This is a genomic window from Ruegeria sp. BC6 (genome assembly GCF_056539185.1).
Window position 1 is genome coordinate 863681 of the sequence record NZ_JBQFUM010000001.1, and the last position, 13695, is coordinate 877375.

Here is a 13695-nt window from a genome sequence, read left to right on the forward strand (position 1 = left end):
TATAGTGTCGCTGCACCCAAGGGTCAAAACACACGGGCGCATTCTAGCCACTTTGCGCCGCAGGGTCACTGCCCAATCAAGCCGCGGCGGATCAGATCCTGCTGGCGCCAGGCTTCAAGGCCTTGGTGAATTCCCTGCGCCATTCCGATGCGCCACTCGGGATTTACAAGGTTTTTCAGGTCTCTGGGGCTGGAGATGAATCCGATCTCGACCAGAACCGAGGGAATGTCGGCTGCCTTGAGGACGGAAAACGACGCACTGCGGATCGGGCGCCGATTCATGGGGCCGCCCTGCTGCCCCATGCCGTGCGCCAGCGCATGGGCCAAAGCTTCCGAGCGCGGCTGGGTCTCCTGCCGTGCCATGTCCAGCAAAACGTCGGCGATCTGGTCGTCCGAGCCGCTCAGGTCGATACCCGCGATCAGGTCGCTGCGGTCGTGCCGCTCGGCCAGTTTCTGGCTGGCCACGTCCGAGGCCTCATCGGAGAGGAAATAGACAGTGGCCCCATGAGCCTGCCCCTCGGACAATGCATCCGCGTGCAACGAAATGAACACATCGGCGCTGGCCCGATGGGCTAGGGATATTCGGCGTTCGAGCGACACGAAGTGATCGTCCACCCGGGTCATCACGACCTCGTATCCGCCGGCGCGCAGCAAGTGTTCCCGCAGTTCGCGCGCAAACGTGAGCATCAGGTTTTTTTCGTTAACACCACCCGATTCCGCGCCGGGGTCGATGCCACCATGTCCCGGGTCCAGCATCACGCGCAGTGGTCGTTCGCCATCTCGCGGCACAACCGGGGGCATGACAGCAGGTGCAGGCAAATCCCAGCCCGGATTGCGCGGCGCACCCGCGCTGGCGGCAAAACTGTCGAAATCCGTACCTTTCAGATTAAGCGTCAGAACCGCGGCCCCGCTGTCGGGGTCCACGCGCATGGCCGCCGTATCGACGGCCAAGGGCGCCCCCAGATCCAGCACCATCCGGGACCATCCGGGCACATAGGCGCCGAACTGGACCCCGCTGATCCGACGGGTCTGCAACAGCTTGGCCCGGTCAAGGCCACTCCAGTCGACTTCCTGGAAATCGATGACCATACGGTACGGGTCTCGAAGCGTGAAAACGCGATACGGGACGCCCTGACTGAGCCCCAGCTCAAGCGTCACCCCCGCACCCTTGCCGTCAGTGATCCGGCTCTGCTCGGGCAGGACCCGCGCCAAGGCGTTGAATTCCTGCGCCCAAACGGCTCCGGCCAGCGCCCAAATCAGCGCACATACGAAGAAGATCCTGCTCATGGCCTCAAGTTTTCCCGAGATCGTTTGGCAGGAGCCTATCGCAGCGTGGCCGGTTTGTGAACGCCTCAGGCCGACTTCTGCGCCGTCCGGCGATCCGCCATGAAGCTGCGCAACCGTTCAAGGCCCTGTTCAATGTCCTTGGTCGACCGGGCGTAGGAAAAGCGCAGGGTCGTGTGGCCGCGCACCGGGTCGAAATCAAGCCCCGGCGTCACGGCGACGCCGGCTTTGTCCAGGATCTCGGCGGCAAAGGCGCGGCTGTCCTGGGTCAGGTCCGAGACATCGGCATAGACATAGAACGCCCCGTCGGGTGGCGCGATGTTGGTGAACCCGGCCTCGGGCAGGCCCTGCAGCATCAGGTTGCGGTTGCGGCGATAGACGGCCAGGTTGCCCTGCAGTTCGTCTTCGCAATCCATCGCGGCCAGCGCGGCGACCTGGCTGGCATGGGGCGCGCAGATGAACATGTTCTGGGCGATGCGCTCGACAACGCGCACCTGATCTTCCGGCACCACCATCCAGCCGACGCGCCAGCCGGTCATCGAGAAATACTTGGAAAACGAGTTGATGACATAGCACTCGTCGGTCAGTTCCAGCGCAGTGACCGCCTTGGCCTCGTATTCCAACCCGTGATAGATTTCGTCGCTGATGAACGAGGCCCCCTGCCCCCGCGCGGCCTCGATCAGCGCACCCATGGCGGCGTGGTCCAGCATGGTTCCGGTCGGGTTCGCGGGCGAGGCCACCATCAGCCCCTGCAGGTCGAGCCCGGCAAAGTCCTGTGGCACGGGTTGCAGGCGGTTTTCCGGCGCGGTCGGCAGATCGACCGGCACCAGACCCAGCGCCCGCAGAATCTGCCGATAGGAGGGATAGCCCGGCGCGCCGATCCCCACCCGGTCGCCGCTGTCGAACAGCGCAGTGAAGGCCAGCAGGAATCCGCCCGAGGATCCGGGAGTGATCACCACCCGCTCGGGGTTCAGGTCGACGTCGTACCATTCGCCGTACATCCGTGCGATGCGTTGCCGCAGCGCCGGCAGACCCAGCGCGACGGTATAGCCCAGCGGGCCTTGCCGCATCGCGTCGGCCAGCGCCTCCAGCGCGCCTTGCGGGGCGCCGGTTCCGGGTTGGCCGACCTCCATGTGGATGATGTGGCGCCCGGCCTCTTCAGCGCGGCGCGCGGCCTCCATCACGTCCATCACGATGAAGGGATCAACGCCCGACCGGGTTGAGTTTCGCATGCCCATCTCCCATGTTGCGACCATGGCTTTTGAACGCGGATCCCGGCTGGCGTCAATCCCGGCAATTCTGCTGGCGGTGACGCTGTGGATGGCGTCGACCGCGCAAAGCCACGCGCAAAGCCTGATCCGCGACCCCGATATCGAACACGGGCTGCGCGAACTGGCCTTTCCGATCTTGCGCGCCGCCGGCCTGAACACCAACCGCGTGCGGGTGATGGTCGTCAAGGACGGCACGTTCAACGCGTTCGTCATCGACTACAACACGATTTACCTGAACCACGGACTGATCCTGACGGTCGACAGCCCCGAGATGCTGCAGGCCGTGATCGCGCATGAGGCGGCGCATATCGCCAACGGGCACCTCGCCCGCCGGGCCGAGAACCTTCGGGCCGCTCAACGCGCGGCCGGTTTCGGTACCGCGCTGGCTCTGATTGCCGCCGCTGCGGGCGGCGGAGAGGCCGCCGCGGGCATTGCCGCTGGCACCCAAGGGGCCGCAATCCGCAGTTTTCTGGGCCATACGCGGGCCGAAGAATCCTCGGCGGATCGCAGCGCCGCCAGCTACCTGCGTTGGGCCGAGATTTCGCCCATTGGCATGGTCGAACTGCACCGCAAATTCGCAGGCCAGGAATTGCTGAGCGAGATCAATCAGGATCCCTATATGCGCTCGCACCCGACCAGCCGTGAACGCCTGCGCGCTGCCGAGGAATTTCTCTACCAGTTCGGGGATCGGGCGAAATCTAACCCCAATGCCGACTACTGGTTTGCGCGGGTCAAGGGCAAGCTGTCCGCGTTTCTGCGCTCTCCCGGCTGGACCCTGCGAAGGGCCAAGGAAGAAACGGCGCAGGATATTCGCCTGATGCGCGAGGCCGCCGCGCATCATCAGAACCGCAACCTTTCGGCTGCCCGGGCAGCCATCGATGGTGCGCTGGCCATCCGCCCTGACGATCCGTTCTATCACGAACTGAAGGGGCAGATCCTTTTGGAGAACCTTCGGGTCTCGGAGGCGGTCACGGCCTATGCCAAGGCGTCCGAGCTGGCTCCGACCGACGCATTGATCATGGCAGGCTACGGGCGCGCCCTGCTTGCTGACGGACAGACGACAAAGGCCCTGCAGGTGCTGGAAAGCGCACGCGCCCGGGACTACCGGAACGGCCGCCTGATGCAGGATCTGGGAATGGCCTATTCAAAGGTCGGCAACAACGGTATGGCATCCGCCGTCACTGCCGAACGTTTCGCTCTTGAGGGGCGTCTCCTGGATGCCGGCATTCACGCAAGAAGAGCCATCGGTCAGTTGCCCGAAGGCTCGACGGGTTGGCAACGGGCACAGGATGTGCTGATTGCCGCAGAACAAGCTGAGAAATCGAAAAGGAACCGGAAATGATCCTCAGACACGCAGCACCTGCCCTTCTGGGGCTTTCCCTGGTTGCCGGTCCGGCCAATGCGCTGGATCTGTCTTCGATGACCGAATCCGAAAGAGCAGAGTTCGGCGCGCAAGTGCGGGAATACCTCCTTGAAAATCCCGAAGTCATTCTCGAGGCGATCAACATCCTTGAGCAACGCAACGCTGCGGCCGAAGCACAGGCCGACCAGCAATTGATCGCAGAAAACGCCGACGAGTTGTTCAATGACGGCTATAGCTGGGTCGGTGGCAACCCGGACGGCGACATCACCCTGGTCGAGTTCATGGATTACCGTTGCGGATACTGCCGCCGCGCGGTCCCCGAAGTGGACGCGCTGCTGGCCGAGGATGGCAACATCCGCCTGATCATCAAGGAGTTCCCAATTCTGGGCGATGCGTCGGTTCTTTCGTCGCGCTTTGCCATCGCCACCAAGCAGGTCGCCGGGGATGACGCGTACAAGCAAGTCCATGACGCCCTGCTGGAATTCACGGGCGAGCCTTCGGAAGTGACGCTGCGCCGCATCTCGGACGGGCTGGGACTGGACAGTGACGCCATCCTTGCGGCGATGGACAGCGACGAAGTAACCGAAGAAATTGCCAAGACGCGGGCATTGGCACAGCGCATGCGGATTTCGGGCACCCCATCCTTTGTATTGGGCACCGAGATGCTGCGGGGCTTCCTGCCTGCAGATCAGATGAAACAGATCGCTGACGGTGTGCGGGCTGAACGCGGCTGAAGCAGCTGGGGCGGCCTGATCACCGCCCCGTTGAAACGACGCCCTAGTCGTATGGATACGGGGCGTCGCATTTCATCGACACGACCCATGTCGGAGTTCCAGTTTTTCTGAATTGGGTCGCCGGCACGGATTTGCCATGAATTCCCGATGGAATGACGTCACGCCCCTGCCGTTTGCTTTCAGCCAGAATTGCCTGCAGGTCCTGGGGATTGTCGTACTTGCGAATACCGGTGTTTTCAGAAATTGGGCCGGTTGGGCAGTAGGTCGCCCTCGCGATCTGTTTTGCCAAATCATAGGCCGCCTGGGCATCCTGACCGGTTTTGAACGATACCGCGACCCGAGACGCCAGCTGCGGGTCGACATTCATGATCGGGGTCAAGCGGCCCCGCGGTTTGCCGGTCCCGCCCGGGCTGAGCCGGACGTCTGCGCGCGTCGTCACTCCGTCATTGCCGAAACCGGACACATGCACCGACATATACCCAAGTTGCGTCCCCGGTGCAGACTGCGGAACTGGAACACTAAAGAAACCGGGGCGTTTGTCCGCCCCGGTAGAGGGGCTGCTGCACGCAGAAAGAACGACGACGGCAAGCGCCGTTGCGAAAGGCATTGGTTTCAAAGAATCGAACTCCGGTCCATGTCAGTTGATATCGCGCTTGATACCGCGAACTTGGGCCTAAAAATGGCTTATGAATAATTAGTTCTGGATCGAAGTTAAAGTACTACTCCGCCGCTTCTGCAGCAGCGTCCAGCTCGGCCGCCTTCTTTTCCACCTGCTCGACGATGTGGTCGATCATCTGTTCGTTCGACATCTTGTGGCTGGCCTTGCCCGCCAGATACACCATGCCCGAACCCGCGCCGCCGCCGGTAAAACCGACATCGGTCATCAGCGCCTCGCCGGGGCCGTTCACGACGCAACCGATGATCGACAGGCTCATGGGTGTTTTGATGTGTTCCAGCCGCTTTTCCAGCGTCTCAACCGTCTTGATCACGTCGAACCCCTGCCGCGCGCAGGACGGGCACGAGATGATGTTCACGCCCCGATGACGCAGGCCAAGGGATTTGAGGATCTCGAACCCGACCTTCACCTCTTCGACCGGATCGGCGGACAGGCTGACTCGGATCGTGTCGCCGATGCCCATCCACAGCAGGTTGCCCAGTCCGATGGCCGACTTGATCGTGCCGCTGACCAGCCCACCGGCCTCGGTGATGCCCAGATGGATCGGGGCGTCGGTGGCCTCGGCGATGCCCTGATAGGCCGCGGCCGACAGGAACACATCGCTGGCCTTCACGCTGATCTTGAATTCGTGGAAATCGTTGTCCTGCAGGATACGGATATGCTCCAACCCGCTTTCCACCATCGCTTCAGGGCACGGCTCGCCGTATTTCTCCAGCAGGTGCTTTTCCAGGCTGCCCGCGTTCACGCCGATGCGGATCGAGCAATTGTGGTCGCGCGCGGCCTTGATGACCTCTTTCACGCGTTTTTCGTCGCCGATGTTGCCGGGGTTGATGCGCAGGCAGGCGGCACCGGCCTCGGCGGCCTCGATCCCGCGGCGATAGTGGAAATGGATATCCGCCACGATCGGCACCGGGCTTTCGCGCACGATCTCCTTCAACGCCTTCGACGACGCCTCGTCCGGCACCGAGACCCGCACGATATCAGCCCCCGCCTCTGCCGCAGCTTGTACCTGCGCCACGGTCGCGGCGACGTCAGTCGTCAGCGTGTTGGTCATGGTCTGAACGGCAATCGGCGCGTCGCCACCTACCGGGACATTGCCAACCATGATCTGGCGGGATTTGCGGCGATAGATGTCGCGCCAAGGGCGCACATGGTTCAGAGACATGAAAACGGATCCGCGTCAGCCTGGGGTCTGGCCTTTAGATAGTCCGGGGGCAAGCCCGCCGCAATGGCAAGATCACTCTGCCGGCGCCTCGACGGATTGTGCCTGAAGCTCGGCCACCAGCTGTTTGAGCGCAATGTTTTGCTCAGCCTCAAGATCCGCCACGGCATAAGTCTCGGCCACAGCGTCCTTGGACAGAACCACACCCTTGGCGACGGTTCCCGGTGCACCAGCCGGCCCATAGAGCTCGCCGTTCACCGAGAAATACACGTTGCCCGACGCACCGGCCCGCAGTTGGGGTGGCTCTTCCGTCAGGGGAACCTCAAAGCTCTTGCCGTTTTCGACGGTTCCTAACGTGCCCTCGAAGATCACGCTGCCATCCGCTGCGGTTACCCGCATCCAGGCCGGTTCGACCGCAACGATTTTCAGCGAAGTGTCGACTTTTTCGACCACCTGCGGAAGGGTCGCGGCAGTTCTTTCGACGGTATGAATTTCAGCCAGCGCGATTTCAGGGACTTCCGGCGGACGGAACGTTCCGACGGTCCGCGGATCGAGTGTGGAAATCGGGGCATCCCGCGCAACCATCACCGGTACATCCAATGCTTGGGGGCGGTAGAGACGGTCCAGCGCTTCGGGGCTGGGAATTTCAGCGGCCGCAACCTCGGTCGTTCCGGACTCGGTCCGGATGGCCGACAGCGGATCAAGATCGGACAGCACGACCGGGGCCTGTTCGACGGGCGAGACCTGAACCTGCTGGATCTTGTTCAGAACCGACCAGCCGCCATATCCGATCCCGGCAATCAGCGCGAGGAGAACAAGCGACGAGCCTACCGCGCGCGGCTCGATCTGGCTGAACACGGACTCGCGGCCGGGAATGTAGGGCGTGTTCGGCGAAATGAACGGATCGCGCCCCATCGGGCCACGGTTCGGAAGGTCCCCGACCGATTTTTTGACGACCGATGCCTGTGCGGACATTCCATGGGCCACTTCGAACCCGCTTTCCTTGCAGAACGCAGCAAAAGTGTCGTCAGGGTTCATCCCCAGATAACGGGCGTAAGAACGCACATACCCGGCGATAAAGCCGGGTGTGTCGAATGCGTCGGGATCGGCATTTTCGATGGCAGCGATGTAGTTGGCCTTGATCCGCAGTTCGCGCTGTACGTCGAGAAGAGACTTGCCCATCGTCGCGCGCTCACCGCGCATCACGTCGCCAAGCCGTACTTCGTAGTCGTCGAACCCCTTGGGCCCGACGTCCACGTCTTCTTCGGAATTGCGCTGTGTCCTGCGCCCAATCATTCCTGCTGCCCCATTCTGCCCATCGCGTGTTTCACGCTAACGGCGAATCATCCCCATAACGATTCGTCCGATACTTTTGTTAGCGTAAGCTTAACACGCGGCAAACAAGTTGCACATGTCGGCGTTAGGTTAACCAGCAAGTTCGGCGCGATTTAGCGCACAATGTGACCAAAGTTCGTCCATGGCCTGGACCAGACGATTCATTTCGTTGGGTCCATGAACCGGCGAAGGCGTAAAGCGCAGACGCTCCGTCCCCCGCGGAACGGTCGGGAAATTGATCGGCTGCACGTAGATCCCGTAGTCGTCCAGCAGCATGTCGCTGAGCTTTTTGGTGTGCACCGGGTTGCCCACGATCACCGGAACGATGTGGCTGCCGTGATCGATCAGCGGCAAGCCCAGACCCTTCAATCGCAGCTTGAGGATCTTGGCTTGGGTCTGATGCTGCTCACGCAGTTCGGACGCTGTCTTGAGATACGCCACCGAGGCCGCAGCACCGGCCGCGACCGATGGTGGCAGCGAGGTGGTGAAGATGAATCCCGGCGCATAAGAACGGACCGCATCGCACATCTTCGCGCTTGCTGCGATATACCCACCCATCACGCCGTAGGCTTTGGCCAAAGTGCCATTGATGATGTCGATCCGATGCGCCAGGCGGTCCCTCTCGGTCACACCGCCGCCGCGCGGGCCATACATGCCAACTGCGTGCACTTCGTCGATATAGGTCAGCGCGCCAAATTCGTCTGCCAGATCACAGATCTGTTCGATCGGACCGAAGTCGCCATCCATCGAGTAGACCGACTCGAACGCGATCAGCTTCGGCGCCGCCGGGTCGTCGGCTTGCAGCAACTCGCGCAGGTGCTCAACGTCATTGTGACGGAAGATCCGCTTGGCCCCGCCATTGCGGCGCACGCCTTCGATCATCGACGCGTGGTTCAGTTCGTCGGAATAGATGATCAGCCCGGGAAACAACTTGGGCAGCGTGCTGAGCGTGGCGTCATTGGCGATGTAGGCGCTGGTGAACAGCAGGGCCGCTTCCTTGCCGTGCAGGTCGGCCAGTTCGGCCTCCAGTCGCTTGTGGTAGACGGTCGTCCCCGAGATGTTGCGCGTCCCGCCAGAGCCCGCTCCGGCTGCGTCGATCGCCTCGTGCATCGCCGCCAGCACGACGGGGTGCTGCCCCATGCCAAGGTAGTCGTTGCCGCACCAGACGGTGATGTTCTGCTGTGACCCGTCCGGACGCGTACGCACGGCATGGGGAAAATGTCCGTTGCGGCGTTCGATGTCGATGAAGGTCCGGTAACGGCCTTCGTCGTGCAGCCTGGCAATCGCTGAGTCGAGCTGAGCAGTGTAGTCCAAAGGACCCTCCTTCGTGACCCCGCCGCAGGGTGATTGCACGGCAAGGCTGTGTTCCGATGCGTATCATAACCGATTTTTCGGCCGCATCCGCGCCTATTTTCAGGTTTCCTGCCTAACGCCCAGACAGGGGTCGCAACTTTGATTTGCATCAATTATCGCCTTGAACCCGCAGCGACAAGTAAAGTTGAGACCATAAGGCGCGAGGAAACGACGCAGGTTACGTCCCGTTTCGCGCAGAATGTTTCCGATCAGACGCGCGTTTTCCCGCCGCTACGGGCTGGACGGCGCTGCCAGCGCTGTTAGGGTCCGCCGCAATATCTCATCCATTCAGGAGTACACCCATGTCGCTTGACGCCACTCTGAGCAAAATCGACTCTGACCTCTCAGCCTCCATCGAGCGGCTGATGGAGTTTCTGCGAATCCCGTCGATTTCCACCGATCCGGCCTTCAAGAAAGACGTGGACAAGGCGGCCGACTGGCTGGTCGACGATCTCAAAAGCATAGGGATTGATGCGAGAAAGCACCCCACCCCGGGCCACCCGATGGTCGTGGGCCATGTCGGTGACGATGCGGACGCCCCGCACGTGCTGTTCTACGGCCACTACGATGTGCAGCCCGTTGATCCCTTGGATCTGTGGAACCGTGACCCGTTCGACCCGGCGCTGGAAGAGACACAACACGGTCAGGTCATCCGCGGACGGGGCTCTTCGGATGACAAGGGCCAGTTGATGACATTTGTCGAAGCCTGCCGCGCCTGGAAGGCGGTCAACGGCGAGCTGCCTTGCCGCATCACATTTTTCTTCGAAGGCGAAGAGGAATCCGGTTCACCTTCGCTGGTCCCATTTCTTGAGGCCAACAGGGAAGAGTTGAAGGCCGATCTGGCGCTGGTCTGCGACACGTCCATGGTTTCGCGCGGTGTGCCCTCGATCGCATCACAACTGCGCGGCATGCTCAAGGACGAATTCACCATCATCGGTCCGCGCATCGACCTGCATTCCGGCCATTACGGCGGTCCCGGCTTGAATCCGCTGCGGGAAATCTCGCGGATCGTTGCCTCGTTCTACGATGAGGAAACCGGACGGGTCGCTGTGGAAGGTTTCTACGAAGGGGTCCACGAAGTCCCCGCCGAGCAGCTGCGCCAGTGGGAGAACTGTGGTTTCGACGAGGCCGAATACCTCAACTCGGTGGGTTACACGCAACCTCATGGTGAGAAAGGGTACTCGACCCTGGAACAGCAGTGGGCGCGCCCGACGCTGGAGATCAACGGATTGTGGGGCGGCTACAACGGCGCCGGTTCGAAAACGGTGATCCCCAGCCAGGCGCACTGCAAGATCACCTGTCGCCTGGTCGGTGAAATGGACCCGGACAAACTGCGCGACAAGATCCGGAAGCATGTTGAAGACCGGCTCTCTGCTGACGCCAAAGTCGTTTGGGACAATGATCTCGAAGGCTCCCCCGCATCGGTGATGAACCTGGATCGCCCGGAATTCGAAGCGGCACGCGCCGCACTGTCCGACGAATGGGGGCGCGAAGCCGTTTTCACCGGCATGGGAGGGTCGATCCCGGTGGTGGGATATTTCAATACGGTCCTGGGTCTGGATTCAATGTTGGTCGGCTATGCCAACGACGATGACGCAATCCATTCGCCCAATGAAAAATACGACGTGAAGAGCTTTCACAAAGGGATCCGCTCGTGGGCCCGAATTCTGGACGCTCTGAGCCGATAGCCGCGAATATCGCAAGGCGCTGCCTTGCGCTCCGGGATACTCCGAGCCGGGTGAAGCGCGGATGCGAACTTCATCCGGCCGGCAGTATCCCTGCGTGTCGCGGACAACGCGGCCGGGGGCACCGCCCCCATAAGCCGCGGCCCGCGGACAGACCGTCTTACATGTGGATCACGCGCCCGTAGGCGTCCAAAACCGATTCATGCATCATTTCCGACAAGGTCGGGTGCGGGAAGACTGTATTCATCAGGTCTTCTTCGGTGGTCTCCAATTGGCGACCGACGACATAGCCCTGAATCAGTTCGGTCACTTCCGCACCAACCATATGGGCGCCCAGCAACTCGCCGGTTTTCGCGTCGAATACGGTTTTTATCATGCCTTCCGGTTCGCCCAATGCAATTGCCTTGCCATTGCCGATGAACGGGAAGCGGCCAACTTTCACATCAAAGCCAAGCTCCTTGGCCTTGGCCTCGGTATAGCCAACCGACGCGACCTGGGGATGACAATAGGTGCATCCGGCGATGCTCTCCGGTTTCACGGGATGGGCATGTTTGCCAGCGATGAGTTCTGCGACCATCACACCTTCGTGGCTGGCCTTGTGCGCAAGCCAAGGCGCTCCGGCGATGTCGCCGATTGCATAGAGGCCATCTACCCCGGTCCGGCAATATGCATCCGTCACAACATGGGTGCGGTCAATTTTGACGCCCAGCGCCTCGAGCCCGAGGTTCTCGACATTTCCGACGATCCCAACGGCAGAGATGACAGTATCGAAGTCGTGCTTTTCGACCTTGCCACCGGTTTCGATATGAGCCGTCACCTTGCCTTTGCCGCGATCCAGCTGCTTGACCATGGACTTCTCCATGATCTTCATGCCCTGTTTGACAAAGGACTTCTTGGCAAACGCGCTGATCTCGGCATCTTCGACCGGCAAGACCCGATCCATCACTTCGACCACGGTCGTGTCTGCGCCCAACGTATTGTAGAAGCTGGCAAACTCGATCCCGATCGCTCCGGACCCGATAACAAGCAGCTTTTTCGGCATCCGGGCCGGTTGCAGCGCATGTTTGTAGGTCCAGACCAGATCGCCATCTGCTTCCAGGCCCGGCAACTCGCGCGCACGGGCACCGGTTGCCAAGATGATGTTCTTCGCCGTCAGCTCCTCGGTGCCCTTGTCGGTCTTGACCGTCACTTTGCCTTTCGACGGGATTGTCGCCTCGCCCATCACGACGGTGACTTTGTTCTTCTTCAGCAGATGACCGACGCCGCTGGTCAGTTGCTTGGCAACCCCGCGCGAGCGTTTGACGACCGCGTCCAGATCGTAACCGATCTTGTCGGCACTCAGACCGAAATCCTTTGCGCGCTCCATCAGGTGGAACACTTCGGCCGACCGCAGCAAGGCCTTGGTCGGGATGCAGCCCCAGTTCAGGCAGATGCCGCCCAGATGCTCGCGCTCGACCACGGCGGTCTTGAGGCCTAGTTGGGCCGCACGAATGGCAGCCACATAGCCGCCGGGGCCCGCACCGATTACGATCAGATCAAAGGATTGTGCAGCCATGTTTACCTCTCGGCGCAGGTCGATTGAAAACTAGTTTACCGTTAAACTATTTTTTCGAACGCATCAATATGCTGCCCCGCGACATATGTGACGCAGGGTCATCAAAACAAGAGCGCGCGGTATTCAGCCTATACCCCGCGTCCTTTGAAGGCTAGAAAAGACCTGCAACCATGTTCGAATTTCGGATCTGCAGATTTTAGGGAAACCAATCATGGCCAAGACTCTCAAAGATTTGTTGCTTGGCCTTTTGAACGCCACACTGATCCTTGTGGCTCTGTGTCTGTTCCTTGGTTGGAAGCTGGCGCGAAGCGTCGAGAATATTCAGGACAACTTCAGAGAAAGCCTGCAAATCGTTCAGCCGCTGCGTGAACAGGCGCAGGGCGTCCGAGAGGATCTTGCAAGTCTGCGCGCTGATCTGTCCGGTATTCGCATCCTGGGAGATGATGAGCCGGAGTTGAAGCAGAAGCTTCAGCAGGCGCTGGTGCGATTGGACGAGGTTCAGGCTAAGCTGGAAACCACGCAGGCTCGCCTCAACGAACTGGTCGAAAATCCTCAGCTACTGATTGATTACGCAATCACCACGGCCGTCGATGCCACAACGGCCAGGCTGATCGAATTGCGCGGATGTGGAGAGGCGGCCTAGCCCGCCGCCTGCAACTCACGCACCGTTGTGCCGTATCCACCGCCGCTGACATATGCGGCCTCGGGTGCCGTGGTCTCACGGGCAAGCGCCGCGTTGCGGTACGGGAAACGCCCGAACTTGCGGATCACCTCACGATGGGCGCGGGCATGCAGCAGATTGCTTGCACCATGTTCCGGCATGCGCTGGCACATCAGGCGCACACAACGCTCCTGATCGCACAGGTTCTCTGAGTGCATCATCGGCAGGTAGAAGAACTGTCGGGCTGGCTCGTCGATCTTAAGATCCCATTCCTTGTCGACGGCACATTTCGCTGCTGCCAGTGCCGCCTTGTCGGATGAGAAGGCTTTGCCGCTGCCTCGGAACATGTTGCGCGGAAACTGATCCATGAGGATGATATAGGCCAGCGATCCGCTGGGATATGTCAACCAAAGAGAGAACTTACCCTCGCACGCGGCTTGCCATGTCTCAAGGAAGCGGTCCCGTATCTGCGCATCCAGCGCTTCATCTTCGCGGTACCACCCCTCGGGGCCTACTTCATCCAACCAGAAACTCAGTACTTCTTCAGGACCAACCATTGCCCTTGACTCCGTCTGTTCCCCCCCGAGGGACGTAACGTCATATAAGTCGGTTTTACA

12 protein-coding genes are annotated in these 13695 nt (G+C 61.0%); 4 read left to right on the top strand and 8 right to left on the bottom strand.

The window, feature by feature from the left end:
- Nucleotides 1–65: 65 nt before the first annotated feature.
- On the bottom strand, nt 66–1286 hold the full coding sequence (locus ACR0MM_RS04275; RefSeq protein WP_480694600.1) for an N-acetylmuramoyl-L-alanine amidase: 1221 nt from the start codon (nt 1284–1286) through the stop codon (nt 66–68).
- 65 nt (nt 1287–1351) lie between these two features.
- Nucleotides 1352–2515: a pyridoxal phosphate-dependent aminotransferase gene (locus ACR0MM_RS04280; RefSeq protein WP_480694602.1), complete on the bottom strand. Its 1164-nt coding sequence runs from the start codon at nt 2513–2515 to the stop codon at nt 1352–1354.
- Here ACR0MM_RS04280 and ACR0MM_RS04285 point away from each other — a divergent pair.
- Nucleotides 2514–3896 (top strand): M48 family metalloprotease, encoded by a 1383-nt coding sequence (locus tag ACR0MM_RS04285; RefSeq protein WP_093962364.1) that lies wholly within the window; start codon nt 2514–2516, stop codon nt 3894–3896. The two genes, ACR0MM_RS04280 and ACR0MM_RS04285, sit on opposite strands and share 2 nt — an antisense overlap.
- Entirely contained in the window at nt 3893–4651 is a 759-nt protein-coding gene (locus ACR0MM_RS04290; RefSeq protein ID WP_480694604.1) for a DsbA family protein, read from the top strand. The genes ACR0MM_RS04285 and ACR0MM_RS04290 overlap by 4 nt, the downstream gene beginning before the upstream one ends.
- Nucleotides 4652–4694: 43 nt before the next feature.
- On the opposite strand, the gene ACR0MM_RS04295 is transcribed toward ACR0MM_RS04290, so the two are convergent.
- The 4 genes from ACR0MM_RS04295 to hemA all read right to left on the bottom strand — a co-directional run bounded on the left by ACR0MM_RS04295 (nt 4695) and on the right by hemA (nt 9138).
- Nucleotides 4695–5090, bottom strand: a complete 396-nt coding sequence (locus ACR0MM_RS04295) for a hypothetical protein (protein ID WP_480694606.1) — start codon at nt 5088–5090, stop codon at nt 4695–4697.
- 280 nt (nt 5091–5370) lie between these two features.
- Nucleotides 5371–6492, bottom strand: a complete 1122-nt coding sequence (gene ispG, locus ACR0MM_RS04300; RefSeq protein WP_149774887.1) for a flavodoxin-dependent (E)-4-hydroxy-3-methylbut-2-enyl-diphosphate synthase — start codon at nt 6490–6492, stop codon at nt 5371–5373.
- 72 nt (nt 6493–6564) lie between these two features.
- Entirely contained in the window at nt 6565–7785 is a 1221-nt protein-coding gene (locus tag ACR0MM_RS04305; RefSeq protein WP_480694608.1) for a helix-turn-helix domain-containing protein, read from the bottom strand.
- 129 nt (nt 7786–7914) lie between these two features.
- Nucleotides 7915–9138 carry a 5-aminolevulinate synthase gene (gene hemA / locus ACR0MM_RS04310; protein ID WP_480694610.1) on the bottom strand — a complete coding sequence of 408 codons (1224 nt, stop codon included), beginning with the start codon at nt 9136–9138 and terminating at the stop codon, nt 7915–7917.
- Nucleotides 9139–9479: 341 nt separating this feature from the next.
- Between hemA and ACR0MM_RS04315 the strand changes: the two genes are divergently transcribed.
- On the top strand, nt 9480–10865 hold the full coding sequence (locus tag ACR0MM_RS04315; protein ID WP_480694612.1) for a dipeptidase: 1386 nt from the start codon (nt 9480–9482) through the stop codon (nt 10863–10865).
- A 157-nt stretch (nt 10866–11022) separates the two neighbouring features.
- Here ACR0MM_RS04315 and lpdA read toward each other — a convergent pair whose 3' ends face one another.
- The gene (gene lpdA, locus ACR0MM_RS04320; protein ID WP_170338642.1) at nt 11023–12417 is read right to left on the bottom strand and encodes a dihydrolipoyl dehydrogenase; all 1395 of its coding nucleotides are present in this window, start codon (nt 12415–12417) and stop codon (nt 11023–11025) included.
- A 211-nt stretch (nt 12418–12628) separates the two neighbouring features.
- Between lpdA and ACR0MM_RS04325 the strand changes: the two genes are divergently transcribed.
- A complete protein-coding gene (locus ACR0MM_RS04325; RefSeq protein ID WP_480694614.1) occupies nt 12629–13060 on the top strand; it encodes a hypothetical protein in 432 nt (143 codons plus the stop codon).
- Here the strand turns inward: ACR0MM_RS04325 and ACR0MM_RS04330 are convergent.
- Nucleotides 13057–13635, bottom strand: coding sequence for a DUF924 family protein (locus ACR0MM_RS04330; RefSeq protein ID WP_170338132.1), 579 nt, complete (start codon nt 13633–13635; stop codon nt 13057–13059). The genes ACR0MM_RS04325 and ACR0MM_RS04330 overlap by 4 nt on opposite strands.
- Between the last annotated feature and the right edge of the window lie 60 nt (nt 13636–13695).

Excerpts from the sequence above, each read along its gene's own strand:
- ACR0MM_RS04275 (WP_480694600.1), bottom strand. The coding sequence starts at position 1,286 with ATGAGCAGGATCTTCTTCGTATGTGCGCTGATTTGGGCGCTGGCCGGA.
- ACR0MM_RS04285 (WP_093962364.1), top strand. The coding sequence starts at position 2,514 with ATGCCCATCTCCCATGTTGCGACCATGGCTTTTGAACGCGGATCCCGG.
- ACR0MM_RS04280 (WP_480694602.1), bottom strand. The coding sequence starts at position 2,515 with ATGCGAAACTCAACCCGGTCGGGCGTTGATCCCTTCATCGTGATGGAC.
- ACR0MM_RS04290 (WP_480694604.1), top strand. The coding sequence starts at position 3,893 with ATGATCCTCAGACACGCAGCACCTGCCCTTCTGGGGCTTTCCCTGGTT.
- ispG (WP_149774887.1), bottom strand. The coding sequence starts at position 6,492 with ATGTCTCTGAACCATGTGCGCCCTTGGCGCGACATCTATCGCCGCAAA.
- ACR0MM_RS04305 (WP_480694608.1), bottom strand. The coding sequence starts at position 7,785 with ATGATTGGGCGCAGGACACAGCGCAATTCCGAAGAAGACGTGGACGTC.
- ACR0MM_RS04315 (WP_480694612.1), top strand. The coding sequence starts at position 9,480 with ATGTCGCTTGACGCCACTCTGAGCAAAATCGACTCTGACCTCTCAGCC.
- lpdA (WP_170338642.1), bottom strand. The coding sequence starts at position 12,417 with ATGGCTGCACAATCCTTTGATCTGATCGTAATCGGTGCGGGCCCCGGC.
- ACR0MM_RS04325 (WP_480694614.1), top strand. The coding sequence starts at position 12,629 with ATGGCCAAGACTCTCAAAGATTTGTTGCTTGGCCTTTTGAACGCCACA.
- ACR0MM_RS04330 (WP_170338132.1), bottom strand. The coding sequence starts at position 13,635 with ATGGTTGGTCCTGAAGAAGTACTGAGTTTCTGGTTGGATGAAGTAGGC.